Consider the following 25,372-nt stretch of genomic DNA (forward strand, 5'->3'; position numbering starts at 1 on the left):
ATATTATTTTTATTTCTGTTTTATACTGTTATCTGATATCGAACAGCTCTTCTAATATTTTTATATATTCATTTTGTCTTTGTTTTTCATCTGTCTGTTTCAATACCTGTATAGGTACTTTTATCATTCTTTTGAGTGCCGATAAAAGCATTTTTTCAACTATTTTTTGCTCTCTGTGATTTAATTCCACTTTTCTGTTTATATATGACATCGTGTCTTTGTATATTATATCACATTGTTCGTTTAATTTTTTTATAGCTTTGTCAACGCTCATATTATCTGCCCATTTACAAAATTCACTTATTGCATCTTCAATGATGTTTATCGCTTCAGAGCCTAATTTTTGGCGTTTTTGTATGTTTTCTTCAGATATTTTACTTATGCTGTCTATATCATAAAGCTCTACGTTCTTTAAATTTTTTACATCATTTTCAATATCTCTTGGCATTGATAAATCAAGCATAATAATTTGTTTATCAGATTTTTGAATATCTTTTTTGTGTATGATTGTATGGGGGGAGGTAGTTGAAGTTATAAGTATGTCCGCATCTTTTATGAGATTATATCTATCATCATAATCAAAATATTTTATAAACGGATAGATTTTTATCAATTTTTGCACTTTATCATAGCTTCTGTTGACACAGAGTATGTTTCTTGCTCCGTTTTCGGCTAAATAGCTTATGGTCAAAAAACCTATCTTGCCTGTTCCGACAACAACTATTTTTTTATCTTTTAAATCATTTAATTTTTCACATAACATCTTTACAGCGATATAGCTTATAGATATAGGATTTTCAGATATTTTAAGTTTGTTTTTTATTTTTTTTGCAGTTGTTATAGCTTCTCTGAAAAGCTTGTTGAGATATTTTGAGCTTGTGCCTAAATCAATGGAGTTTTCAAGAGCGTCTTTGACCTGTCCAAGTATCTGATCTTCTCCAACTATCATCGAATCTAAGCCGGCAGCTACTTTATATATGTGATTTATTGCGTCAATATCTTTTTTTTCAAAAAGATAATCATCTATGTTTTCTACGTTAAAATAATTTACAAAAAAATCTTTTACAATTTTGCAGTCTTTTTCCATATCTTCAGTTGAAACATAGATTTCACAACGATTACAAGTAGACAATATTATTACTCCGTCAAGCCTTTTTTCAGATAATATCTCCAATGTTTGTATTTTTTTATATTCCGAAAAAAATATTTTTTCTCTTATATATATGGGTGTATTTGCATGAGATACACCGATTAAATAGCAATGCAACGAATCACTTCCTGTTTTTATTCATATTTCTATCATTATAATACTATTATTTTGAAAAATAAAGCATTTTTCTGTAATTTATATAATACAGATAAACTCTTATATCAGATAAAATTTTCTTAAAATAAATAGTTTTGCATTTATATTTTGCTTCTTTATTACAATAGTATATTAGACAAAATTCAGATATTTTAGTATAATAATATTATATTGTTTTATATTATTTATTCAATTAAATAATAGATACTTATCTTTAGCTTTGAAGTATTTATTTTATAGCATCTCAGTAAAATATAAAGCTGTTTTAAGCAAAATTTAAAAAAGTGAGGTTATAATGGAATTCAAATTCGTTCATAATAATTTTAATGTACTTAATTTGGAAAAAAGTCTTGAATTTTATAAGGAGGCATTGGGCTTTACAGAAAGCAAAAGGATAGTAGCAGATGATAACAGTTTTATCCTTGTATATCTTACAGATGGAAAAAGTGAACATTTGCTTGAGCTTACTTATTTGACGGATAGAGCAAATCCATATGATTTGGGAGAAAATGAGTTTCATCTTGCAGTGGAAACCGATGATTTTGACGCATCTTATAAAAAACACTTGGAAATGGGCTGTATAGTATTTGAAAATAAGGCGATGGGCATATATTTTATAGCAGATCCCGATAATTATTGGATAGAGATACTTCCGTCAAAAAAATAAATTTTGCAATGTTTTCATTGATGTCCTCTTATAAAATAGAAATTTTAGATTACAAAATAAACTGCAACCAAAAATAATTATTGCTTTATTTTATCTTTATAAATAAGATTTGAAAGGAACATTAATGAACTGGGAACATAAATTTTTACAACGCATACAAAACTATAATACACCTTTTTTCATAGATAAGTTTATGCGAATGTCATCATATATCACTGATAACGGCATTGTTTTTATTTTTATTTCGCTTATACTTATAATGACAAAAAAATACAAAACTTTAGGATATAGCTGTATGCTTTGTTTGCTTATCAACGCATTTTTATGTAATATCGTGCTGAAACCTATGTTTGCAAGGATGAGGCCTTTTAACAGATATTATGATTTGAATGCATTGTTGTCAAAATTACCTGTGGATTATTCTTTTCCGTCAGGCCACACAAGTGCATCATTTGCATTTGCTACAGCTTTGTTTTTATATGACAAAAACCTCGGAATTATAGCATATAGTTTTGCAACATGCGTGGCTATGTCAAGAATGTATCTCATGGTTCATTATCCTACAGATGTTTTATGCGGAGCGTTATTTGGAACTTTTGTTGCTATAATATGCAATAAAATTATCACATTTTAATGCGTTTTTTACTTGAAACAGGGTATCAATATTTAAGGTTAATAACATACAACTTCTAAAATTAATTGGAGTTGTATTTTTAATATATATTTTGGTGTTTAAGGGAGCGGATTTAATGGAATATTCTACAATTAAAATACAAGATGACTTGTATTACATCGGTGTTAATGACAGGCACACACATATGTTTGAAAATATGTGGCCTCTTGAAAAAGGTGTGAGTTACAACTCTTTTTTGATGACAGGCGAAAAAAATATCATAATAGACTCTGTTCACGCTGAAAGATTTGAAGTATATATAAGTAAGATAAGATCTGTTATAGGCGATAACGGCGTTATTGATTATCTCATAATCAACCACATGGAACCTGACCATTCAAGTTCTATAAACTTACTTTTACAATCATATCCGAATATGAAACTTATAGGAAACGGAAAAACGGAAGAATTTATACAGGCATTTTATAAAATAGATACCAAAGATATATTTATAAAGGTTGAAGACGGCGAAAAACTGAAATTAGGTGAACATGAATTCACTTTTTACAAGACACCTATGGTTCACTGGCCGGAGTCAATGGTTACTTACTATGAAAAAACAAAGACTCTTTTCTCTCAAGATGCTTTTGGCGGATTTGGAACATTAGATGGCGGAATATTCGATGACGAAGTGAATTGGAGAGAACATGAATACGAAACAAGAAGATATTTTACAAATATAGTAGGAAAATTCTCTCAACAGATACAAGGAGCTTTGAAAAAATTATCCGCATTGCAAATAGATGTTATTTGTCCTGTTCACGGTTTAATTTGGAGAAAAGAACCACAAAAAATAATATCTCTTTACGATTCTCTTTCTAAATATGAAACAAGAGAAGGGGTTGTAATAGCATACGGTTCTATGTATGGAAATACTGAGAAAATGGCAGATATGCTTGCCAACACACTTTCTAAAAACGGAATAAAAGATGTACTCGTATATGACGTTTCAAAAACTCATATATCTCACATATTAGCTAATATTTGGATATACAAAGGATTATTGCTTGGAAGTTGCTCATACAACAATTCTTTATATCCTGTAATGGAACACGCTTATCGTGTACTTGAAATCAACAAACTGAAAAACCATACCTTGGGAATATTCGGAACTTACGGCTGGAGCGGAGGCGGAGTAAAAACTTTAGTAAACTTGCCTAAATCAAACCCTGCATATGATTTTATAGAAGAAGTTGTAGATGTAAAATGCTCCCCTTCATATGAAGACTTCCAAAAATGTATAGCACTTGCAGATGAAATGACAAAAAGAATAAGAGCATAAATAAAAAAGTGATTGTTATAGACAAATACCTTGTTTATAATAATCACTTTTCTTTTTTATAATATAGTTTTTTCTAAAATATGCTTTCAAACTCTCCAAAATCCATTCTGTCATCTAAGCCAAGATATTTTCTCTCCATATCATCCAGTATAGATAAACAGCGTTGTTGTACTCCGTTACTTTCCGCATCTTCCTCAAACTTTTCACAATCACTATCTATTTCGCTCATAATTTCAAGAGAAAGGTTCCTTTGAGCAAATGTGTATACCAATTCATTTTCTTTATTGATATGTCTTTCCAAAAGATGTGTATAAGATATGGCGTTTGCTATTATGTCGAGCACCGAATCAATATCTCCCATTTTATAATTATCCAACGCTATACCAAGCTCTGACATAAATAGCCTACCCATATCGTGTTCAACAAGCATACCGTGAGTTACCAACTTTTGAGCTGCAGGACCGAGATACTTAACCATACGATTAAAAAGAAGTCGCTCTTCTTTTCCATGATGATGTTTGTCCACATAATTTTTGATAAAATATATCATTTTTTCAAAATCATCAAAGTTGACTTCTTCTTTATCATATAATTTTCTACAAAAAATTCTCACTATTTTTAACATTCTTTTGATATTGCCATGCTCAAGTATCATAAGCTCTATAGAATTCATCGTTTCCCCCAAACTGTGATACATAATTAAATAATTTATAATAAATGAATTTTAACTACTTTAAACATTTTCAACTTCAAATTAAAACATCTGTTAAATTTATACTAAAGATTGATAGAAAATCATAATAATTGATTTTTTCAGTAGACTATTTATATTAATGTTATATCATTATATAAGTTATCTATAATTTTATTAGAAAATAGTATAAGAATTTATTAGCTGAGTAAAATTAAGTATATTTAAAATAAACAACTTATATAAATGTATCCACTAATTAAACAGATATTCATACTTTTCATAATTTTATAAGCATATTCAAATCTTAACTATTGAAAATATATTTTCTTCTATATTTTCATAATCTTCATTGTTTAACTTAACTTCAAAAATAAGGCTTTCATCAAGTGTGTTAATAAATGATTTTATCCACTCGTTTCTTAAAATATAGAAATATTTTACGCTTATACCGACTTCATCCCAATAATCTCTATGAAGACATCTCGTATAATGAAAAGATATTTTACTGTCGTCATTGGCAATAAATTCTGTAGTTCTATCGCAAGGCATACCCTCCAAAAGAAAGTTGTTCAATGTTTCATAAGCATCTTTCGGTGTTAAATCATCAGATTTAAGCGGTATGCCTATTTTATTTCCGTGCTCTTTAAACACTTCTTTCAATTCATCAATATGTGAACTGTCTAAATCAATTATAGACTTTACAAGATATGCCTGCCTATATTCTGCTTTTTGTATCTGATTTTGTAACCAACCGTGTATATTTGACGTATCGATTTGCTCTTCCAAAGGTTTATCTTCTGTAGGATAACCGAATTCCTCATACATCTTATTTATATCTATTGACACGCCTTTTTTATCGGCAAACTTCAATATATCGGTCTCCAAATTTTCAAAACATCTTATCTTATTGAATAGCCAAAAATGTATTTTCCCCAAAAAAAGACTCATACTTTCTCCTTTATTTCTTATACTGTTATCTAATAAACATAAATATTTTTTAATATTTTGCTCAAACATATTTTACTTTCAGCAGTTATATATATAAGAGTTAACAATAATGCTTACAAAATAATTTTAATATATCTTAAACTTAGACTAAAGTCTATTTATATATTCTCCATTTGAAATATCGTATTCTATATAATATATGATTGTATCTTACATTATTTTATATTACATATGACTTTTTTAATACGATAAAATATAAAAAATACATTCCATTTAATATTTTCATTATATGATTATTTAATCAGGTAATACATTAATTTTTGTTTAAGGCTTCAACTATTTCATCTGCGTTTAAACCGTGAATCATAGCGGCCTCTTCTATTGTTTCCGCTTGTGATGACGGACAGCCTATACAACCCATTTGAAATCCCATAAGTATTTCAGAGGCACCTTCTTTTATTCTTAATATTTCACCTATTGTCATATCTTTAGTTAATTTCATTTTTTTATCCTCCTGAGTATATATTTTTTATTTTTAAACCTTACTTTTCATACAATACCAAATCTCTGATAAAAAAACTAATGTATGTGAGAAATTCATAAATATCCTTATATTTTATTAAATTTACACTATACTATTGTTCTATCATTATATTAAGTTTTGATATGAAATCCATATCTCATTTATAACTGTATTATAATCAAATAATGTGAATAATTCTGTAACCTATATTACATTTAATGAATATTTTATAAATTTTTTGTAAATAATATTTAAGTTTTTATATTTTATCTTATATGATATAATAAAAAATAATTGAAAAATAAAAATTTTTAGGAGGACTATTATGAAAAGATTACTTAAAAATTCATCGCTGATAGCATTCGGCTTAATAACGGGCTTAACATTATCCTCATTTGCCTCTAATGAGAGCATAATGGCTGTTCGTGATAACATAACTTCTATATTTGTAAAAGGAGAACAGATAAATGCAAAACCTGATGATGCTCCAATAAATTATCAAGGCAAATTGTACGTTCCACTAAGAACCATATCTGAAAAAATGGGACTTATAGTAGATTACAACAAAAGCTCGAAAAGTGTATATATAACTGAAAAACCCTTGACAAAAGAAGAAAAGTTGGCACAGCACGCAGAAATATACAACGAAGCTATGGCGGATTTCCAAAAAGCTCAAGCTAAAAACGTAGAAGATGCAAGAAAAGAAGATATAAAAAAAGAAAGCTCCGTAGATTATAAGGATCTTCCTATATCATTCAGAAAAGATAAATTTTTTATGAAACTTACATTAACTGTTAAATCAAATTCAGACAACAACAGCGAATTTTATTTTGATGTTAAAAATGACGGAGATAGCGGAATTGTAATAGATCCGTTTTCTGCTAAATTCGACTATTCAGATGCTCATGCTGAAAGACAATTGGATACATCTGATGTAAATATAGGTCTGTTTGACAAAAAGGTTCTGTCAAGTATAGATGCCGGATTTGATGACAGATTGTATTTGACTCTTAAGGAGATACCGAAAGATATTAAACAAGGAACTTTAAGCTTTAACATATATCCTGTTGGAGAGGACTCCAATATAACTAAGGTTATAATGCCTATAAAATTGGATTAATATGTTCAATATTACTTGTATAATAATGGCATCCGGTCTGTCCAAAAGAATGGGTAAAAACAAACTTCTCCTTCAATTTAAGGAAAAAGAGATTTTTAAATATGTATTGGATGCCGTAAGTTTATCTGATATATCTCAAAGGATAGTAGTATCATCATATGATGAAATATTGAATTATGCTGAAGGATTAAAAAATTTCAAAATTGTAAAAAATAATGAAAATTCTCTTGGACAATCAAAAAGCATATCACTCGGTGTGAATAATTCTAACATATGTGACGGATTTATGTTCTTACCTTGTGATATGCCTTTTATGACACATAGTTTGATAAATGATATATGCAGTTTTTTTTATCAGGACACTAAATGTATAACTGTACCGAGAATTGATAAAAAAAATTCTATGCCTACCATATTCCCATATTCTTTAAAAGCTGATTTACTTAATATATCAGGTGATGTGGGTGGCAGAGAAATAATACGCTCAAATCCAAAAATAATTAGATATATTGATATAAAAAATCCCCTTTTGTTACAAGATATTGATACAAAAGAGGATTATATAAGATTTAAAAATATTTAGTTAAAAATTTATTTACAGATGCCCAATAGTTCATGGCATCTTTTTTTGCACCTTCAACATGTTTGCAATCTTTACTTATATAGATATGCTTGTCATTTGATAATAATAAATCATATGCTTTTTTTGCATTGTCTACAGGTACAAAACCGTCTTTATCTCCATGAAGTATGAGAGCCGGCAATTTATTATCAATCAGTGCATTTTCTGCATTAATTTCTCCTATATAATAGCCTGCTTTGATTCTTGTAGTTATACTTGCCAAAGGAATAATCGGAAAATACGGAAGATTATACAATTTTTTTAGTTGGTATCTAAGCTCTTCTTTAGCATCTATATATCCGCTGTCCTCTATGAATACTTTCACATTAGGTGTAAGGTTTTCATCAATAGTATTCATAACCGTTGCAGCTCCCATACTTATTCCGAATAACGCTATGTCAGGCTTATCATACATTTCATTTAATACATCTATCCATTTTCTCATATCTTTAGAGTCATATCCGCCCATGGATATAAAATTGCCTTCGCTTTTACCAAACCCGATTAAATCCGGTGCAAATACATTGTATCCTAAATCATAGAATTTTTTGATATAATAAGCCATATCTCGTGCACTTGAACCATAACCGTGTATTACTATAATCCATTTTTTTGATCTGTCGTTCAAAAACTGATAACCTGAAAGGTTAAAACCTGTAACAGAAGTCATTTTAAGTTCTTTCTTATTATTTAAAAACCATTTCGTTTCTTTGCTATGATCTTCTTTCTCTTTTTTCTCCTGACATGTTATAACACTCTTATCCGTTGAAGAATCAATAACTATAGTATAGAAATAGTCTCCTATGAATATGAGCAAAAACAAAATGTATACCAATATTATAGCTATTATAATTTTAAATTTTTTCATAAGTCCTCTTGCTAAGATGTTTTTATAATAATGTGTGATAAAAAATTATACAATTTATTTAATCAATAAAATATGTCATATGTCCTATATTTTAAAAGAAATTTTAGAAAATTTTACACTAAATTTAATTAAATTTAACTATTCATAAAAACTGTTCTTTTATAAATTCATTTCCCTTAACTGATTTTCTATAATTTCTTCCTCATCCTTCATAGCCAATAGTGTTTCTTCCAAAAGTCTATCTATGTCCCAACCGAGCATATCAGCACCTTTATTTATAATATCTCTGCTGCAACCTGCCGCAAATTTTATATCTTTAAATTTTTTCTTCAAACTTTTAAGCTCCATATCTTTGCAACTTTTTGACGGACGCATTAAAGCACATGCACCTATAAGACCGGTAAGCTCATCGCAAGCATAAAGTATTTTTTCCATCTCGTGCTTAGGTTCTATATCTACTCTATGTCCATAACCATGAGAACATATGGCATCCACCATATCATTATCCACATTTACATCTTTTAAAAGTTCCACTACTTTTATACAATGCTCATCAGGCCACATCTCATAATCCAAATCATGCAATAATCCTACAATACCCCAATAATCTTCTTCTTGATAATATCCCAGTTTATTTGCAAAATATCGCATTATGGATTCCACCGTAAGTGCATGCCTTATATGAAACGTATCTTTATTGTATGTCATAAGCAATTTCAACGCATCTTCTCTTGATATTTGGCTTTTTCTCATATTATTTTCCCTTCTTTTTCATTATGACAAAATCTGCAATTAAATACACATAATATATAGAATTTATAAAATATACTATGTACTTAATTACAGATTTCTAATATAGTAAATAAAATTTATTAAATCTGATATTTTTCTAACTTCAGAAATTTATAGCATATCAGAAATTTATTTATAAATTAATTTACTAAAAAATTTTTATAAAACTATTTATTTTTTATTTGTATCTTTCTTTAAAAATTTATCTTTCTCCTCTTTGAAGCCACGTTTTCAATAAGTCCTATGGCAATCATACTCATAAGCATAGAACTGCCTCCATAGCTGACAAAAGGTAACGGCACACCCGTAACAGGCATTATTCCTATAGCCATACCTATATTTTGTATAAATTGATATAAAAACATCGAAAGTATACCTATTATTATAAGACTCCCGTACAAATCTTTTGATGACATGGCTATACTAAGTAGCCTGCTCATAAATAAAAAGTATATTCCTATGACTATAAACATACCCACTATTCCGTATTCTTCACCACAGACTGAAAATATAAAATCCGAATCGCTAACTGACAAAAATCCGAGATTATTCTGTGTGCCGGAAAATGCTCCTTGTCCTAATACTCCGCCTGAAGCTATCGCTATAATAGAACGAAAAACTTGATAATTATCTGCCGTAGCTGTTGAAGAAAAAGCAAAAAAATCCTTTATTCTGCTCATTTGATACGGCTTTAATATCTTGTCCAAAACATATAAATATATCAACGGAAAAGTAAGCACAGTAACTATTATAACTCTATTTACCACTTTCATATTTATTTGTGCAAGAAACAGCATACCGAATATTATGCAAAAAAACACTATCGCTCCTCCAAGATCCGGTTGAGCAAGTAATAACAATATTATCGGCATAGGTATTATAACAGCTTTTATTATATCTTTTAACGTGTTTATATTGCCTGCATTTTTTTCAAGATATTTTGCAAACACCAATATAAATCCTATTTTTGCTATCTCTATAGGTTGAAAATACATAACCCTCAAATCTATCCAACCTCTTGCTCCTCCCATCGTTTGTCCAAGCCCTGGAACATATACCAACAGCAACGATAATATTGAAATTATATATATGTGTTTGTCATATCTCTTAAAATCATCATAATTTATCATTTTCATAGAAAATATCATAACTGTTCCGAGCATAAAAGCCCCAAATTGAACTATAAGCCTTTTAGGGCTTGCTCCGTCAGGCACGTGAATAGCTGACGCTATAAGCACTTCTCCTATCAAAAAAAGTATTGTAACTATCAGAAGAAGTATTTTGTCAAAACCTTTATTACTATCCATCTTTTTACCTTAAAATATCTTTTTTATCGGTACATTAGCAGTAAACTGTGGTAAATAATCTTCATTAGCGGAATCTTTTTTATTAACTATGCTTATTTCCACATTATCCGAGTCAAGTTCAATATACTTGCTGAGCACCTCAATTAAATCTTTTTTTATAAGTTCTCTTTTTTCAGGTGAAAAATCTCCTCTATCATGTATCAATACCAATTTTAATCTGTCTTTCGCAACATCTTTGGAATTTTTATCAGAGGTCTTAAAAAAATTAAATAAATTCATAAATATGCCTCCTTATTTACCGCTAAATAAAGATTTTAGTCTGTCAAAAAATGATTCCTGCACTTCCATATCTACAAACTCTACTTTTTCGCCTTCCAATCTTCTGGCTATATTTTTATAAGCTTGTGATGCCAAACCTTTATTTTCTAATATTACAGGCTCTCCTTTATTGGTAGATATAACTATATTTTCATCATCAGGTACTATTCCGAGCAAGTCTATTCTAAGTATATCAAGCATATCTTCAACATTAAGCATATTTCCTTTTTTTACCATTTCCGGTCTTATTCTGTTAACTATAAGCTGAGGATTATGTATTTCTGAAGATTCCAACAAGCCTATTATTCTATCCGCATCTCTTACAGCCGATACTTCAGGTGTTGTTACAACTATTGCATCTGTCGCACCTGCCACAGCATTTTTAAATCCATTTTCTATACCTGCAGGACAATCTATAAGCACATAATCATATTCTTTTTGCAAATCTTCACAAAGTTGTTTCATTTGCTCAGGTTTTATCGCATCTTTATCTCTTGTTTGAGCTGCCGGTATCAAAAACAAAGAGTCAAATCTCTTATCTCTTATAGTCGCTTTTTGATAAGTGCATCTTCCTTCTATAACATCAACTATATCAAATACTATTCTGTTTTCCAATCCCATTACCACATCAAGGTTTCTGAGCCCTATATCCGCATCCACTATTACCACTCTTTTTCCGAGCTGACTCAAGGCACTTCCTATATTGGCCGTAGAAGTTGTTTTTCCGACTCCACCTTTTCCGGAAGTTATAACTATAACTTTTGACATATTACCTCCATTAATTTATTTGTTGTATTTCTATTTCTTTTTCTTTTATCAATGCCATTTGCACACCTGAATATGATTTTTTGTCATCTTTTGGCGGTATGGCTATAAACTCCGCTATTCTAAGTTGTGTTGCCACTATTTTATTTGCTATCACCATTGCATTTTTGTCACCTTTTGCACCTGCATTTGCAAAACCTCTAAGCACGCCAAGTACTATTATACTTCCGCTTGCAATAAGCTCAGCTCCTGCATTCACATCTCCTATGACCAATATATTGCCGTCATAGCTTACTGAAGCTCCTGAGCGAAGCGGACTTTTTATTATCTTTGTTTTATAATTATCATCTTCAAGTATATCAGCTTTTACTACTTTAGGAATTTTTTCCTTCAAAATTTCTTTTTTCGGTTCTTTTGTATTTTTTTAATAATCTTTTTTCTTTATAATCTATGTTAAGCTCTTTTTTAAGAAAATCTTTTATCATCTGTATATCTGTTATTCCCAGATATTCAGCATTTATAGAATTTATAACATTTATATCTTTTAATAAAGAGTCTTTTTCAAATTTTTGTTTTATATTATCTATTGCTTTTTTATAATCATCAGTAAAAATATTAAGAATAAAATTAGAATTATGCGATTTTAATTCAACTGTTTCATTATCCGCTGACATTTATTATACACTTTCCTCTCCAACTAATCTTATTGAAATATCATACCATATTTTTAAATAACATTCAATTTTTATATTGAATAAAATTTTATGTTTGTATTTAATAAAAGGCATAACTTAGGTAAGCTACGCCTTTATTTTTTTACTGAATATTATTAAAATATAGGTGATTCGTTGCCTGATGAATTATCGCTGTTTTCAGCAGGAGTTGTATCAGGTGTTACAGGTTGCTGAGTTTCTTGATTATTTGTAACTTCTGCTTGTTGATTTGTGTTTTCTGTTTGTCCCTGTGTTTCATCTGAAGAAGTTTTTGTGTCATCTAATACTGAATTATTTATAGTTTCGTCTGTAACAGGTGTTTGTGCAGCGGTATCAGTATTGGTGTTTTGATTTTGCTGATTCGTTTCGTTCTTATGCTCATTTTCAAACAACACGTCATCTGTTTTTAATTGAGTAGATTCCACTGTTTTTTTGATAATTGCCGGTGCATTTTCCTGACTTTCTTCATTACTGTTGTAACTACGTCTATAATCACTGTCGTTTCCTCTGCTTAATGCAGCCGCTTCAAACTCTTTGGATGGGTTCAAATCTTCGTCTGTTATTATAGAATTATTTATTATCTTTTGCATAAGTGCTTGTGTTTTATCCATATCGGCTAAATAATACCATAATTGATTAAAATATGAAGGTGTTCCCACTTCCTGATAAAAATGTATATTTTCTTTAGGCATACTTGCCGCATCTGCCACAAGCCCCATAACTTGTGATAAATCCAAGCTTGTTTCTACACTTGAAAATGCCACTTCTACAATTTTAGGTAATGTTGCAGGATTGAGCGATTTTTCCAATATTTTTTTCATAAAATTTTGTTGTCTTTTTACTCTACCTTCATCGCCCTCTTCTCCATGTGAGCCGTCGTTATTATGTCTCCATCTGAGATATTCTATGGCATTACTTCCGTCAAGATATACATTTCCTTTTGAAAAATGTACATGAAGCGGAGGATCTGAATACGGATCGTCATAATACATATTAAAAGGTATGTTTACTTCAACTCCCCCTACCGCATCCGTTATCTTCGCAACGGCATTATAATCCACCATAACATAGTCATGTATAGGTATACCGAGTATTTCTGATATTTTTTCAGCCAATCTTTCTACTCCGCCTTTTGTGGACGGCATTTCATACACTGAATTTATTTTTTTCAAAGTTCCGTCTCTATATGAATTTTCAACATAAGTATCTCTCGGTATGGAAATCATATTGAGAGTTTTTCCCTTAGGATCAAAAGTTGCTACCATTATCATATCTGTTCTTGTATGCTCCATGCCCAGCACCAACACGTTCAATCTGTCTTTTTGACCTTCAGGTAAATTTTTTCCGCTTTTATCTACTACATTAAATTCTTTTTTTACATTTTCATTGAATGCTTTTTGAACCGCAAAAGCAAGTCCTCCAAAAACTAATATAAGAATAACGAACACTGCTATAACGATATTCTTCTTTTTTAATTTCTTCAAAACCGAAACCTCCTACAATTATACAATACTGCGTGATTATATTTTTACTGACAACAAATAGAATAACAGATAATTTCTATAAATAAAATCTATAAACCATGTCATGTTTTATTAAATTTACACAGCATCGTCTTTGTATAGTTGCATTGAATTTCAATGCCGAATCTGTATTGCATAAATTCATTATAAAAATATATTTATTTTATCACTGTTAACTTAAATTTATCTTTACGATTTTTCAGGTGTATCCGATTCCATCAATTTTTTATCATACGGATAAGTTTTTACCAAATCACCTAAAACAAAATATCTCTTACCCGTTTTTGACGAGTAATAACAAGTCATAAGTGATATTATCGGGTTTCCACGCTTTTGAGCTTCTTCATTTTTTATCATATATATTGCCGTGTCATCCACAGTTTTTGTTTCATAAACTCTATATTCATATATCTTGTTTTTGTCTGTAATTTTTATAATATCATCTATTTTTACATCCATTAATGAACCGAATAATATACTTTTGTCCTTATTGTAATGACCTGCCAAAGTAAAATTATTCTCGCCCATTTTATCATCAGGTTTCATAGTCGCAACGCCTGCCAAAAGATTATTGTCCGTCGCCCCTTTAAAGATAGTAAGGTTCATATCTACAGACGGTATTACTATTTGCCCTATAAAAAGCGATTTATCTATGTTTTCTGCACCTAAAAAAGTGGATGTCGGAGATATTTCTTTAATTTTTGAAAAATCAAAATATTCATTTTTCAATACTTGTTCATCATTTTTTTTGAGCTCATCTGCCGGCATATCATCGACAGATATAGTAGCCTCGTTCATATTTTGCTTGATTTTATAATTGTTGTAAAAAGGTATAATTATAAATATAATTCCGACAATTACAAGTAACCGGAAAAATATTTTTTTTATCTTCATCTTTTTCCTCTAAATCTTAAATTTTAAATTATACTGCCCATTTTTAAGTTTAATTATTATAGTATACTTAAAAACCTATTAAATAACCAATGTAATTATTATCACAAAATTATTGATAATCAGTAAAATATTATAATGCCATCAAATGTAAAATACTTGGTATCATAAACGGTTATCAGTATAAATTTCAAATATAGTCTACATCCGTTCAGGTGCTTTTATACCGAATATATTAAGAGCACAGCTTATTGCATATGTTACAGCTTTTGTAAGTGCCAATCTGTCTTTTTTCATATCTTCATCATCTACATTTGCTATTGAATTTGAATGATAAAATTTATTAAAAGTCTGTGACAGATCCAAAACATATCTTGCAATGTGATGAGGCTCATTTTTAAGCATGGCTTTTTCGAGCACATCATCAAATGTAGCCAATATTTTTATTATTGAAACGGCATCTTCATTGTCTGCAAGTGTCTTATAAGTAGCATTTGAATAATCAAATCCGTTTGATTTTCTTATTACTGAACAAGCTCTTGCGTGAGTGTATTGAACATATGGACCTGTTTCTCCTTCAAAACTTAAAGTTTTTTCCATCGAAAATACATAATCTTTTGTTCTTGAATTTGACAGCTCCTGAAATACTACTGCACCTATTCCGATTTGTTTTGAAAGTTCATCAATATTTTGTAAATCGGGATTTTTTTCTTCAATTATAGTTCTTGTCTTTTCTATAGCATTATTGAGCACATCTTCCAAAAATACCACATTACCTTTTCTTGTCGACAAAGTACCCTCTTCAAGTGCTACCATACCGAACGGAACATGTATGCAATCTTTGGCATAACCATATCCCATAAGCTCTATTATTTTTTTGAATTGCTTAAAATGCAGTATTTGTTGTGAACCTACAACATATATATTTTTGTAAAAATCGTATGTTTTTTTTCTATACATTGCAGCTGCAATATCTCTTGTAAGATATAGTGTTGAACCGTCGCTTTTTTGAACAAGTGCCACGCCTAAATCGTATTGCTCCAAATCTACAACTCTTGCACCTTTTGAATCTTGGAGAAGATTTTTTTCTTCAAGTTCTTCTATTACATCAGGCATTTTATCTGAATAAAAACTCTCTCCCGCATAAGAGTCAAATTTTATACCGAGCATATCATATACCTTTGAAAATTCCTTCAAAGATTCTTCTCTGAAAAATGTCCAAAGTCTTACAGCATCTTCGTCTTTTTCCTCCAATTTCTTAAACCATGCCCTTGCCTCATCTGTAAGTGCAGTGTCTTTTTCTTCTTCCTTATGAAACTTAACATATAATTTCAATAGAGTTTTTATAGGCTCTTGCTTCAGCTCGTCCATATCACCCCATTTTTTATATGCCACTATCAATTTTCCGAATTGTGTTCCGTAATCACCCAGGTGATTTATACCTACAGTATTATAACCCATATATTTATACAGTTTGTATAAGGCGTGTCCTATAACTGTTGTCCTTATATGACCTATATGAAACGGCTTAGCTATATTAGGTGATGAATATTCAACAATTACGGTTTCTTTTTTAGGCTCTTTTTTACAATAATTTTCCTTTTCTAAAAGCACTTTATCAAGCACCTGCTTAATGACAATATAATTGTTGAGATAGAAATTTACATATCCTCCCAAAACTTTTATATTACTTATAAAATCAGGCTTTTGTAGACTGTCGCAAAGTTCGGTAGCTATTATTTGCGGAGATTTTCTCATAGTCTTTGACAGCTTAAAACATGGGAAAGCAAAATCTCCCATATCCGAATTCGGCGGTATTTCTATAATATCAAATATTTCTTCTTCACTTAATGATTCTATTTTATTTTTCAAAATTTTTACAATTTCAACTTTAAAATCCATACTATCTCCCTAAATTACTTTTTATCTGTACAATTTTTACATATGCCTCTTATAGTTATATCCAAGCTTGTTATTTCATTTCCTTGTTTAGATAAAAAGTCGAAATTTATATTATCCGTGATGTCAAAATCATATATATTCCCACATTTATTACACAAAAAATGACCGTGTGACGATGTGATTAAATCATATCTCGATTCACTTGTGTCTGCATTTATACTTCTCGCCACTCCCTCTTTTATAAAAAGGTTCAGTGTATTATAAACGGTAGTTTTTGATAAAGACGGTATCTGCTCTACCAAATCCGTATAAATCTGATTAACTGTAGGATGATCTTTTTTACTGCCCAATCTTTGTAATATCTTAATTCTTTGGAATGACGGTTTTATGTTATATTTCATCAAGAAATCACTCAATTCTTGAATGTTATCGCAATTTTTCATAAAAATCTCCTAAGATTCTAAAAATAACTAAAAAATTAATTTTCTTTGAGTATGTATTATATCATATGTCAAACAAGTTTTCTATATAAATTTAAAAACAAATCAATTTTATAGTACATAAGAAATATGTCGAATCAACTATACTTTTTATAAAATTTTATAAATATATTTATTTTATCATACAATTAGTGTTGATATAAAATACTTTTTAAAATTTTTTAATTTTAAAAAAAAAATATTGACCACCGGTCATTTTAGTGTTATATTGTATATTGACTGCCGGTCATTATCAATATAGATTTATTTTAAATAATTTATATTGTTTGAATACTGAATTATTTTAGTTTTAATTTACTAAAAAATAAATTTTAATATACTTATGAAATACAGTATTAATTTTAATTTAGCACTTGGATAACGTATCTGACAAATGAAAGGCGAAGGTGCATACTTATAATGTTACGTAACTGAACCTTGATATGAAGTCTAACGAAGTTAGGCAAACTGATAAATTAAAATTTATTGACGAGGTGAAAAAATGAGTAGTACAAAGAGTATGTCTATAAAAACGGATAAAAAAGAAAGTTTGTTAAAATCAGCTATGGAGATATTCAAAACCAAGGGCATCACTAATACAACAGTTGCCGATATAGCAAAGTATGCCGGAACTGCAAAAGGCACGTTTTATTTATATTTCAAAGATAAAGATGAGATAATACGCACAATCATAATGAATGAAGCATCTAAATTACTTGAAAATGCAATTAACCTTTCAAAAAATTTAAAAACAGAAAAGGCAAGCGACAGGGTCATATTCGTTGCAAATGAATTAATGAACGCGTTTTTAGAAAATATAAAGTATGTGGAAATAATACACAAAAACTTATATACAGGTCTTTTTTCAAAATCTAATAATGATGTGTTTTCAAATGCTGTGAAAGAGTTTGTCGCAAACGGAAAAGAAAAGAACACTGTAAAAGCTGAAAAAAAACTATATATAATAATTGAAATGGTAGGAGGAGTTTTTTATAACTCGATAACAAACAATGAACCATATTGTTTGGATGATATAAAAGATGAGCTGTTTGAATGTATTCGTAGTATTGTTGACAACTAAATTTTAATTTATCATCTTGCCTAACTTCGTTGGACTTCACATCAAGTCTCAGTTACGTACCCTAAGTACGTGCCTTTGACTTTCGTTCGTCCGCCTTGTTATCCAAGTGCTAAATTAAAATTTTATGATTAGTATTTAAATTATTTATCACTTACAGAAGTAAAAATTTTTTATAAAATGCAATTTTTTGAAATATTTCATCAAATTTAGCCCAGTATAAAATATAAGAAAAGAGATGATATTTTGTTAAATTTTTTTGCAAAACTTATTACGAAGAACAATAAATTGGTTGTACTTATATCTGTTTTGTTAATAATACCTTGTATTTACGGAACAGTTATGACACGTATAAACTATGATGTTCTTTCTTATTTGCCTAAGGATAAAGAGTCCGTAATAGGTGAAAATGTACTTGAAGATAAATTCAAAACGGCGGCGACCACATTTTTGATGATAGATAATATGCCTCAATCAGATGTCAAAAAGCTTTCTAAAAAAATAAAAGAAATCCCTGCTGTAAATGATGTAATCTATGTCAGAGATATAGTCGGCATAGGAATACCTAAGGATTTTTTGCCTAAGGAACTGTCTGATATATTCTATTCTCAAAACGGTGAGCTTTTGATGATAAAATATGAAGAAAAAGCGGCATCCGAATCTACAATGCAGGCAATAGATGAAATGAATAAATTATTAAATGAACAATGTTTTATAAGCGGTCTATCCGTCTTGTTAAAGGATATAAAACAATTAATTTTAACAGAAATGCCAAGATATGTTTTGCTTGCAGGTATACTTTCGCTTATTGTATTGATTGTTTGTTTGGAATCTTGGGTTTTGCCTTTTATATTTATGGCTACAATAGGTATCGGAATTATATATAACTTCGGAACAAATATATTTTTAGGTGAAATATCTTATATAACTCAAGCAATAGCATCTATACTTCAACTTGCCGTAACCATGGACTATGCAATATTTGTAGTACACAGATATGATGAGGAAAAAAATAATTATGATGACAAAAAAATTGCCATGCAACATGCAATCGTAGGAGCTTTTTTATCACTTGCAGGCAGTTCTTTAACTACAGTTGCAGGTTTCGGTGCCTTATGTTTTATGAGCTTTACTTTAGGTATGGATTTGGGACTTGTAATGATGAAAGGTGTCATTCTCGGCGTACTTACTTGTGTAACTTTTTTACCTGCCTTGATTTTAATTTTTGACAAAGTTATACACAAATATACACATAAATCTTTAATACCTGAATTTCATAGACTTACGGATTTTATACTTGAAAAAAGAAAAACTGCAATTTTAATATTTTTAATAGCATTTTTACCGGCTCTTTACTATCAATCACATATATCTATATATTATGATATAAGCAGAGCTCTACCAAAAACTCTGCAATCAAATATAGGCAAAGATAAGTTGGAAAATGACTTCGGTATGGGCACTTCACATATGATAGTTATGAAAGATGATATAGAAAACAAAGAAATGAAAAAAATGTTCAATGAACTTGAAGATGTAAAAGGAATAAAAAGATCCGTAGGGTATGAAAAATTTATAGGTCCTGCAATACCTGACAGTTTCATACCACAAAACTTAAAAGATATGTTCAAAAAAGACTCAAGTCAGATGATTTTGATAAGCTCTAAGTATTTACCTGCAACAGACGAAGTAAATGAACAAATAGATAAAATCATATCAATAGCAAAAAAATATGACAATACTTCACTTGTAACGGGTGAAGCGGCACTTACAAAAGATTTAGCGGATACGGTCAATACAGATATTAAAACCACAAATTTTTTATCCATATTGGCAATATTTTTAATAGTGGCAATAGTTTTTAAATCTGTTTCCATACCGTTTATATTGGTGTCTTGTATAGAGCTTGCCATATTTATAAATATGGCTATACCGTCTGTACTTTCACATTCAGTAGCATTCGTAACACCTATTGTAATAGGAGCTATACAGCTCGGTGCAACGGTCGATTATTCAATACTCCTAACTACAAGATTCCAAGAAGAACTAAGAAAAGGTCTTGATAAGAAAACAGCAATACAAACAGCAACTCAATCCTCTGCAAAATCTATAATAACAAGTGTGCTCGTATTCTTATCCGCAAATCTCGGCGTTATATTCCTTTCAACACTCGATATAATAAAAGGTATATGTGTCACACTCGCAAGAGGCTCTATAATATCAGGTCTTGTAATATTGTTTATATTGCCTCCTATACTTTATGTATTGGAAGGATTTATTAATAAAACTTCGTTAAAATGGAAAAATTAAAATTAAATCAAAATGAGGTGAATAAAATGAAATACAATAAAATAAAGAAATATCTAAGTTTACTGCTTTCAATGTCTTTAATTTTTTCTGTCGTCTTAGAAAAACCTATATACTCTCAAAACGAAATTACAAAATACGAAACAGTATATACAAATTTGAGAAGTGACGGACAAGAAAAAGAAACAATAGTTTCAAACTGGCTTAAAGACAGCCGTTTTTACAGTGAAGTTATAGACAAATCAAATATATCAGATATTAACAACGTATCTAATGATAATATGCCCGTATTTAGAAATAACGACATAATGTGGAATACAGACTCAAAAGACATATACTATCAAGGTGAAACAACAAAAACATTGCCAATCAGCACAAAAATAACCTATTATCTTGACGGTAAAGAGATTTCTGCAAATGATATAGCCGGAAAATCAGGAAAAGTAAAAATAAATATAAAATTTATAAACAATACTATCAAGAGCGTTAATGTGAACGGAGTACAAAAAGCTGTTTCCACACCGTTTACCGTAGCAACAGTAATAGGTTTTGACAACGAAAAATTTTCAGATATACAGGCGGAAAACTCCAAAATATTTTCGGACGGCAACAATCAAATGGTTATGTTCATAGGTTTCCCTGGACTAAGCAACTCACTTAATCTAAAATCTACTTCTATAGAACAATTAGAAGATATAGACATACCTTCAGAATTTACAATAAAAGCAGATGTCAAAGAATTTGAATTAAGCTCAATAGCAATCGTAGCATCTCCGCAAATACCTGAAATGCTCAAAGACATCAAAGGCATAGATGATTTAGATACAGCAAAAAAAGACATAGATACAGTCATAAACGCAAAAGACACCATAAAAAAAATAGATGAAAAAGATACTATAAAAGAACTCATCAAAAACCCTAAAAAAACAGAAAATGCTAAATTATTGATAGATGATTTATTTGAATATTATGATTTGGACAAAGAATTATTTGACATACTGCCAAAATATATAACAGATGAAAATATAAAACTCTACGATGATGCAAAAAAAGATTTAAAAGATGCAGATATAAACTATGTATTGGATAATCAAGTGTTAAGATATATACCTGACAGATTAAACGACAAGCAGATAGACAAAACAAGATTGTTAATATCAGATTATGACGAAATAAAAACTTTCGATATGGACAGATTTGACAAAGCATTGGAAATAATAAACGATTATGACAATATGCAATTAATGATAGAAAGCTCTTCAAATCTGTATGATAAAATAAAAAAACACGATAAAGAACTCGATACACTCGAAAAAATGACAAAATATAGCGACAGGATTTTTGACCTAATGGATAGAGTAGAAAACGAAGGTTTCGGCGGTTCTCTTACACAAAGCGATATAGACTATATGTTAAAAGCACTCGCAGAGAAAAAAACAAAAGAGATGAGCCATATGTTCAAATCACTTCTTCCCGAAAATGAAACAGACCCACTTTCAAACGAGCAAAAAGCAAAACTTACCATCCTCATAGATCAGGGAATGAAAAAAGGGCAAATCGGAGTTACTACAGGCGCTCAATTAAACACACTTATAAATACAGGATATATTCCTGAGCCTTACAGAACACAAATATTACAGATGTTCACACAAGGAGCTCAAAGAGAAATAATGAATCAGATAAGCTCAGCAACTTCTCAAGCAGAAAGTTTATTATACGACCTAAGAACAATCCAAATAGATGTACAAAATGATATAGGCTACAATTACAGAAGTGATTTAAGAACTGCACTTGAATTTACAAATGAAATAATGCCAGAAATAAGAACAATAAGAGAACAAGAGAAGAAAAATGAAGAAACAGTAAGAAAAGCGATAGATTTAGCAAAAAACAAAGATGATATGAAATATTTTCAGTATTGGGCAAACAGAATAAAAGAAATGAAAAAAGATATGGATTACAACGATGAAAATATAAACATAATGAAAGATTTATTAAACGAATATAGCGATCCTAAAATAAAACATTTCTATGAAAAAATACCAACTCTTAGAAAACACATAGACAAGATAAGACCTATATTAAACTCACTCTCAGACGAATTAGACATAAAAAAATACAATGATTCTTTACACAAATCACCTCAAACATTACAAACATTATTAAAAATGAAAGAAGATTTGGATAATAACAAAGATATAGCAGATACATTAAAACTATCATTAGATGACGAAGTTGTAAAAGTTGCAAGACAAATGATAGAAGTTATAGAAAGACGAGATGAAAAAGGAGACTTGGAAAAATCAAAAAATAAATTGGACGACTTACAAGATATAATGGACAGAAAAGATGCAATAATAACATTATCAGATAATTATACAACATTTACAGGAAAACAAAACGATATGAACTCAAGTGTAACATTCGTCATGAAAACCGATGAAATAAAAATACCTGAGAAAAAAGAAACATTTGTTCCTAAACAAGAAGAAAAACAAGGCTTTTTAGATTGGATAAAAGGAATTTTCATCAAATAATACTAACCCTAAAATTCAATAAAATGATAGAAAAATAACATTGTATAAATTTATAAAATAGAACAATATCTATAAACTTCTTAATAATAAATTATCTATTATTCTATGAGAAATTAATATAATACTACTCCCAAATATAATATGAAATATATTTAAACATTATACAAAAAGTACCCTACTCATTATTGAGCAAGGTACTTTTATATTTATTTTTATTCTTCGTCTGCATTTTCATACCTGTTAGAATATCTTCCTCTATTGTGATTGAATGCACCTTTTTTTAATGATAATACTATTCTTCTGTTAGGCTCTTCTCCTTCAGAAAATGTATTTATTCTGCCGTCATCTTGAAGAGCATAGTGTATTACCCTTCTTTCATAAGGATTCATAGGTTCCAGTTTTATATTTCGTCTTTGGAATATTACTTTTTTCGCCATTTTTTTAGCATATGCTATTAGTGATTTTTCTCTTTTTTCTCTATAATTTTCTATATCAAGTATTATTTTTTCATGTGAATCAAGAGCTTTACTTACCACGATATTTGTAAGCATTTGTAATGAATCAAGACTTTCTCCTCTTTTACCTATGAATATCGCCGCATCTTCGCCTTTTATCTCTACTCTTGTATTTTCTTCAGTTTGCACTATATTTATATCACATACCGTATCCATAGATTTAAATATTTTTTCTAAAAATTCTCTTATCAAATCTTCTCTGTCTAATATTTTTTTACTTTTATTATATAGTCTTTTGCTCCTATTCCTAAAAAACCTTTACTGCCTTCATCTACAACTTGTATATCCATCTTACTTTCATCCACGCCTAATTGCTCTATAGCTCTTTCTATTGCCTCTTGTCTCGTTTTTCCGCTTATTTGTATATATTCCATAATTGCTCCTTTATATATCTTATTATAAAATTATTTTATTAATTCTAATACGCAATTTGCTAATAATTAAAGAAATCATACTATATACAATATTTTATTATCTATTATTTTTCTTTTTTATAGAAGCTTGGCTATCTCTTTTATTTGATTTATCGTCATCTCTAAAATTCATATGATATTCATACTTGCCTATTAAATATTGCTGTAAAATCTGTACCAATGTTCCTGTTGCCCAATAAAGTATAAGACCTGCCGGTAAATTAACTCCCCATACAAGCATCATAAGCGGCATCATATATGTCATCGTCTTATTCATGCCTTCTGCTGTCGCATTTGAAGATGATGATCTGCTCATAGACATCTGCATTTGTACATATGTGAAAAGTGCTGATAATACAGGTAATATATATGGTAAGTTTATACCTTGTATGGCTATGACATCAGGAACTTCAAGTGATTTTATCCAGAAAAATCCCTTATCCACGAGATTATAAGCAGTTTCATTCAAAAACACATATTTTATAGGTTCTCTTACAACTCTGTACATAGCTATCAGTATAGGAAATTGTATAAGCAAAGGTAAACATCCTGCTGCAGGATTTACTCCGTTTTCTTTATATAATTGTGATAATTTTTCACTCTGTTTTTGTGGATTACCCTTATATTTTTTATTTATTTCGTCTACTTTCGGCTGTATAGTTTTCATAGCATTCATAGAACGCATTTGTGAAAATGTAAGTGGTAAAAGTATAAATTTTGTAACTATTGTAAATAAAATTATTGAAAGAGCATAATTATTGCTCATATCATAAAAAAGTTTAAGCAACTGCCCAAACCATATTGATATCTGATTCAAAACTTCCTCCTGTGAATATCATATAAACTGCAACAGTTTTAGTATCAATTTATTTCAAAGGGTCATATCCGCCTTTATTAAACGGATTACACCTTAATATTCTCCATATACTTAAAAAACTGCCTTTAAAAAAACCGTATTTTTTGTATGCAGATAAGCAATAAACCGAACAAGTCGGATAAAATCTGCAACATGGTCTTTTCATAGGCGATATATACTTTTGATAAAATCTTATTATCTTCATCATAATTTCTGACATATACTCATCTCTTCATCTTTTTATCATTATAAAATATAAAAAAATATAAATTT

27 protein-coding genes are annotated in these 25,372 nt (G+C 29.5%); 8 read left to right on the forward strand and 19 right to left on the reverse strand.

Features of this window, described 5'->3' with window-relative positions; genetic code table 11:
• Positions 1–28: 28 nt before the first annotated feature.
• Entirely contained in the window at positions 29–1,267 is a 1,239-nt protein-coding gene (gene hemA, locus HMPREF9629_RS08650) for a glutamyl-tRNA reductase (protein WP_009526020.1), read from the reverse strand.
• Between the two features lie 334 nt (positions 1,268–1,601).
• On the opposite strand from hemA, the gene HMPREF9629_RS08655 reads away from it, so the two are divergent.
• From HMPREF9629_RS08655 to HMPREF9629_RS08665, 3 genes are all read left to right on the forward strand, one after another.
• A complete protein-coding gene (locus tag HMPREF9629_RS08655; RefSeq protein WP_009526021.1) occupies positions 1,602–1,973 on the forward strand; it encodes a VOC family protein in 372 nt (123 codons plus the stop codon).
• Between the two features lie 124 nt (positions 1,974–2,097).
• A complete protein-coding gene (locus HMPREF9629_RS08660; RefSeq protein ID WP_009526022.1) occupies positions 2,098–2,607 on the forward strand; it encodes a phosphatase PAP2 family protein in 510 nt (169 codons plus the stop codon).
• A gap of 115 nt (positions 2,608–2,722) precedes the next feature.
• Positions 2,723–3,928, forward strand: coding sequence for an FprA family A-type flavoprotein (locus HMPREF9629_RS08665; RefSeq protein ID WP_009526023.1), 1,206 nt, complete (start codon positions 2,723–2,725; stop codon positions 3,926–3,928).
• 73 nt (positions 3,929–4,001) lie between these two features.
• Here HMPREF9629_RS08665 and HMPREF9629_RS08670 read toward each other — a convergent pair whose 3' ends face one another.
• From HMPREF9629_RS08670 to HMPREF9629_RS08680, 3 genes are all read right to left on the reverse strand, one after another.
• Complete coding sequence (locus HMPREF9629_RS08670) at positions 4,002–4,601, reverse strand: hemerythrin domain-containing protein (protein WP_009526024.1); 600 nt, start codon at positions 4,599–4,601, stop codon at positions 4,002–4,004.
• Positions 4,602–4,919: 318 nt separating this feature from the next.
• A complete protein-coding gene (locus HMPREF9629_RS08675; protein ID WP_009526025.1) occupies positions 4,920–5,570 on the reverse strand; it encodes a hypothetical protein in 651 nt (216 codons plus the stop codon).
• 313 nt (positions 5,571–5,883) lie between these two features.
• The gene (locus HMPREF9629_RS08680) at positions 5,884–6,072 is read right to left on the reverse strand and encodes a DUF1858 domain-containing protein (protein ID WP_009526026.1); all 189 of its coding nucleotides are present in this window, start codon (positions 6,070–6,072) and stop codon (positions 5,884–5,886) included.
• Positions 6,073–6,418: 346 nt separating this feature from the next.
• On the opposite strand from HMPREF9629_RS08680, the gene HMPREF9629_RS08685 reads away from it, so the two are divergent.
• Together HMPREF9629_RS08685 and HMPREF9629_RS08690 are read left to right on the forward strand one after the other, a co-directional pair.
• Positions 6,419–7,213 (forward strand): stalk domain-containing protein, encoded by a 795-nt coding sequence (locus tag HMPREF9629_RS08685; protein WP_009526027.1) that lies wholly within the window; start codon positions 6,419–6,421, stop codon positions 7,211–7,213.
• Position 7,214: 1 nt separating this feature from the next.
• A complete protein-coding gene (locus tag HMPREF9629_RS08690) occupies positions 7,215–7,796 on the forward strand; it encodes an NTP transferase domain-containing protein (RefSeq protein WP_009526028.1) in 582 nt (193 codons plus the stop codon).
• Here HMPREF9629_RS08690 and HMPREF9629_RS08695 read toward each other — a convergent pair.
• From HMPREF9629_RS08695 to HMPREF9629_RS08740, 11 genes are all read right to left on the reverse strand, one after another.
• Positions 7,783–8,703 (reverse strand): alpha/beta hydrolase, encoded by a 921-nt coding sequence (locus HMPREF9629_RS08695; RefSeq protein ID WP_009526029.1) that lies wholly within the window; start codon positions 8,701–8,703, stop codon positions 7,783–7,785. The genes HMPREF9629_RS08690 and HMPREF9629_RS08695 overlap by 14 nt on opposite strands.
• Before the next feature lie 159 nt (positions 8,704–8,862).
• A complete protein-coding gene (locus HMPREF9629_RS08700) occupies positions 8,863–9,456 on the reverse strand; it encodes an HD domain-containing protein (RefSeq protein WP_009526030.1) in 594 nt (197 codons plus the stop codon).
• Positions 9,457–9,689: 233 nt separating this feature from the next.
• Positions 9,690–10,802, reverse strand: coding sequence for an FtsW/RodA/SpoVE family cell cycle protein (locus HMPREF9629_RS08705; protein WP_009526031.1), 1,113 nt, complete (start codon positions 10,800–10,802; stop codon positions 9,690–9,692).
• A 9-nt stretch (positions 10,803–10,811) separates the two neighbouring features.
• Positions 10,812–11,081, reverse strand: coding sequence for a cell division topological specificity factor MinE (minE, locus tag HMPREF9629_RS08710; protein WP_009526032.1), 270 nt, complete (start codon positions 11,079–11,081; stop codon positions 10,812–10,814).
• A gap of 12 nt (positions 11,082–11,093) precedes the next feature.
• Positions 11,094–11,888, reverse strand: a complete 795-nt coding sequence (gene minD / locus HMPREF9629_RS08715) for a septum site-determining protein MinD (RefSeq protein ID WP_009526033.1) — start codon at positions 11,886–11,888, stop codon at positions 11,094–11,096.
• 10 nt (positions 11,889–11,898) lie between these two features.
• The gene (gene minC, locus HMPREF9629_RS12290; protein WP_009526034.1) at positions 11,899–12,279 is read right to left on the reverse strand and encodes a septum site-determining protein MinC; all 381 of its coding nucleotides are present in this window, start codon (positions 12,277–12,279) and stop codon (positions 11,899–11,901) included.
• The gene (locus tag HMPREF9629_RS12295; protein ID WP_009526035.1) at positions 12,260–12,559 is read right to left on the reverse strand and encodes a hypothetical protein; all 300 of its coding nucleotides are present in this window, start codon (positions 12,557–12,559) and stop codon (positions 12,260–12,262) included. The genes minC and HMPREF9629_RS12295 overlap by 20 nt, the downstream gene beginning before the upstream one ends.
• A 155-nt stretch (positions 12,560–12,714) precedes the next feature.
• On the reverse strand, positions 12,715–14,082 hold the full coding sequence (locus tag HMPREF9629_RS08725; protein WP_009526036.1) for an LCP family protein: 1,368 nt from the start codon (positions 14,080–14,082) through the stop codon (positions 12,715–12,717).
• 228 nt (positions 14,083–14,310) lie between these two features.
• Positions 14,311–15,015 (reverse strand): class A sortase, encoded by a 705-nt coding sequence (locus HMPREF9629_RS08730; RefSeq protein WP_009526037.1) that lies wholly within the window; start codon positions 15,013–15,015, stop codon positions 14,311–14,313.
• Positions 15,016–15,213: 198 nt separating this feature from the next.
• Positions 15,214–16,914 carry an arginine--tRNA ligase gene (gene argS / locus HMPREF9629_RS08735; RefSeq protein WP_009526038.1) on the reverse strand — a complete coding sequence of 567 codons (1,701 nt, stop codon included), beginning with the start codon at positions 16,912–16,914 and terminating at the stop codon, positions 15,214–15,216.
• Positions 16,915–16,928: 14 nt separating this feature from the next.
• Positions 16,929–17,357 carry a Fur family transcriptional regulator gene (locus HMPREF9629_RS08740; protein ID WP_009526039.1) on the reverse strand — a complete coding sequence of 143 codons (429 nt, stop codon included), beginning with the start codon at positions 17,355–17,357 and terminating at the stop codon, positions 16,929–16,931.
• Between the two features lie 538 nt (positions 17,358–17,895).
• On the opposite strand from HMPREF9629_RS08740, the gene HMPREF9629_RS08745 reads away from it, so the two are divergent.
• From HMPREF9629_RS08745 to HMPREF9629_RS08755, 3 genes are all read left to right on the forward strand, one after another.
• Positions 17,896–18,474 carry a TetR/AcrR family transcriptional regulator gene (locus HMPREF9629_RS08745; RefSeq protein ID WP_009526040.1) on the forward strand — a complete coding sequence of 193 codons (579 nt, stop codon included), beginning with the start codon at positions 17,896–17,898 and terminating at the stop codon, positions 18,472–18,474.
• 243 nt (positions 18,475–18,717) lie between these two features.
• On the forward strand, positions 18,718–20,781 hold the full coding sequence (locus HMPREF9629_RS08750; protein WP_009526041.1) for an efflux RND transporter permease subunit: 2,064 nt from the start codon (positions 18,718–18,720) through the stop codon (positions 20,779–20,781).
• 26 nt (positions 20,782–20,807) lie between these two features.
• Complete coding sequence (locus HMPREF9629_RS08755) at positions 20,808–23,315, forward strand: hypothetical protein (protein WP_009526042.1); 2,508 nt, start codon at positions 20,808–20,810, stop codon at positions 23,313–23,315.
• Between the two features lie 212 nt (positions 23,316–23,527).
• Here the strand turns inward: HMPREF9629_RS08755 and jag are convergent, their stop codons facing one another.
• From jag to yidD, 4 genes are all read right to left on the reverse strand, one after another.
• Positions 23,528–24,022: an RNA-binding cell elongation regulator Jag/EloR gene (jag, locus tag HMPREF9629_RS08760; RefSeq protein WP_009526043.1), complete on the reverse strand. Its 495-nt coding sequence runs from the start codon at positions 24,020–24,022 to the stop codon at positions 23,528–23,530.
• An 11-nt stretch (positions 24,023–24,033) separates the two neighbouring features.
• Positions 24,034–24,204, reverse strand: a complete 171-nt coding sequence (locus tag HMPREF9629_RS11575; RefSeq protein ID WP_009526044.1) for a Jag N-terminal domain-containing protein — start codon at positions 24,202–24,204, stop codon at positions 24,034–24,036.
• 97 nt (positions 24,205–24,301) lie between these two features.
• Positions 24,302–25,060: a YidC/Oxa1 family membrane protein insertase gene (locus tag HMPREF9629_RS08765; protein WP_009526045.1), complete on the reverse strand. Its 759-nt coding sequence runs from the start codon at positions 25,058–25,060 to the stop codon at positions 24,302–24,304.
• 49 nt (positions 25,061–25,109) lie between these two features.
• Positions 25,110–25,319 (reverse strand): membrane protein insertion efficiency factor YidD, encoded by a 210-nt coding sequence (gene yidD, locus HMPREF9629_RS08770; protein WP_009526046.1) that lies wholly within the window; start codon positions 25,317–25,319, stop codon positions 25,110–25,112.
• Between the last annotated feature and the right edge of the window lie 53 nt (positions 25,320–25,372).

The sequence above is a fragment of the Peptoanaerobacter stomatis genome (assembly GCF_000238115.1).
Classification (GTDB): Bacteria; Bacillota; Clostridia; order Peptostreptococcales; family Filifactoraceae; genus Peptoanaerobacter; species Peptoanaerobacter stomatis.

What these genes read in the sequence shown, in the direction of transcription:
- HMPREF9629_RS11575 (WP_009526044.1), bottom strand. Translation starts at nt 24,204, where the DNA reads ATGGAATATATACAAATAAGCGGAAAAACGAGACAAGAGGCAATAGAA.
- HMPREF9629_RS08700 (WP_009526030.1), bottom strand. Translation starts at nt 9,456, where the DNA reads ATGAGAAAAAGCCAAATATCAAGAGAAGATGCGTTGAAATTGCTTATG.
- HMPREF9629_RS08695 (WP_009526029.1), bottom strand. Translation starts at nt 8,703, where the DNA reads ATGAAAAAATTTAAAATTATAATAGCTATAATATTGGTATACATTTTG.
- HMPREF9629_RS08680 (WP_009526026.1), bottom strand. Translation starts at nt 6,072, where the DNA reads ATGAAATTAACTAAAGATATGACAATAGGTGAAATATTAAGAATAAAA.
- HMPREF9629_RS08755 (WP_009526042.1), top strand. Translation starts at nt 20,808, where the DNA reads ATGAAATACAATAAAATAAAGAAATATCTAAGTTTACTGCTTTCAATG.
- HMPREF9629_RS08675 (WP_009526025.1), bottom strand. Translation starts at nt 5,570, where the DNA reads ATGAGTCTTTTTTTGGGGAAAATACATTTTTGGCTATTCAATAAGATA.
- minE (WP_009526032.1), bottom strand. Translation starts at nt 11,081, where the DNA reads ATGAATTTATTTAATTTTTTTAAGACCTCTGATAAAAATTCCAAAGAT.
- HMPREF9629_RS08685 (WP_009526027.1), top strand. Translation starts at nt 6,419, where the DNA reads ATGAAAAGATTACTTAAAAATTCATCGCTGATAGCATTCGGCTTAATA.
- HMPREF9629_RS08730 (WP_009526037.1), bottom strand. Translation starts at nt 15,015, where the DNA reads ATGAAGATAAAAAAAATATTTTTCCGGTTACTTGTAATTGTCGGAATT.
- HMPREF9629_RS12295 (WP_009526035.1), bottom strand. Translation starts at nt 12,559, where the DNA reads ATGTCAGCGGATAATGAAACAGTTGAATTAAAATCGCATAATTCTAAT.
- HMPREF9629_RS08705 (WP_009526031.1), bottom strand. Translation starts at nt 10,802, where the DNA reads ATGGATAGTAATAAAGGTTTTGACAAAATACTTCTTCTGATAGTTACA.
- HMPREF9629_RS08690 (WP_009526028.1), top strand. Translation starts at nt 7,215, where the DNA reads ATGTTCAATATTACTTGTATAATAATGGCATCCGGTCTGTCCAAAAGA.
- HMPREF9629_RS08745 (WP_009526040.1), top strand. Translation starts at nt 17,896, where the DNA reads ATGAGTAGTACAAAGAGTATGTCTATAAAAACGGATAAAAAAGAAAGT.
- yidD (WP_009526046.1), bottom strand. Translation starts at nt 25,319, where the DNA reads ATGTCAGAAATTATGATGAAGATAATAAGATTTTATCAAAAGTATATA.
- HMPREF9629_RS08665 (WP_009526023.1), top strand. Translation starts at nt 2,723, where the DNA reads ATGGAATATTCTACAATTAAAATACAAGATGACTTGTATTACATCGGT.
- HMPREF9629_RS08660 (WP_009526022.1), top strand. Translation starts at nt 2,098, where the DNA reads ATGAACTGGGAACATAAATTTTTACAACGCATACAAAACTATAATACA.
- HMPREF9629_RS08655 (WP_009526021.1), top strand. Translation starts at nt 1,602, where the DNA reads ATGGAATTCAAATTCGTTCATAATAATTTTAATGTACTTAATTTGGAA.
- HMPREF9629_RS08740 (WP_009526039.1), bottom strand. Translation starts at nt 17,357, where the DNA reads ATGAAAAATTGCGATAACATTCAAGAATTGAGTGATTTCTTGATGAAA.
- argS (WP_009526038.1), bottom strand. Translation starts at nt 16,914, where the DNA reads ATGGATTTTAAAGTTGAAATTGTAAAAATTTTGAAAAATAAAATAGAA.
- HMPREF9629_RS08670 (WP_009526024.1), bottom strand. Translation starts at nt 4,601, where the DNA reads ATGAATTCTATAGAGCTTATGATACTTGAGCATGGCAATATCAAAAGA.
- minD (WP_009526033.1), bottom strand. Translation starts at nt 11,888, where the DNA reads ATGTCAAAAGTTATAGTTATAACTTCCGGAAAAGGTGGAGTCGGAAAA.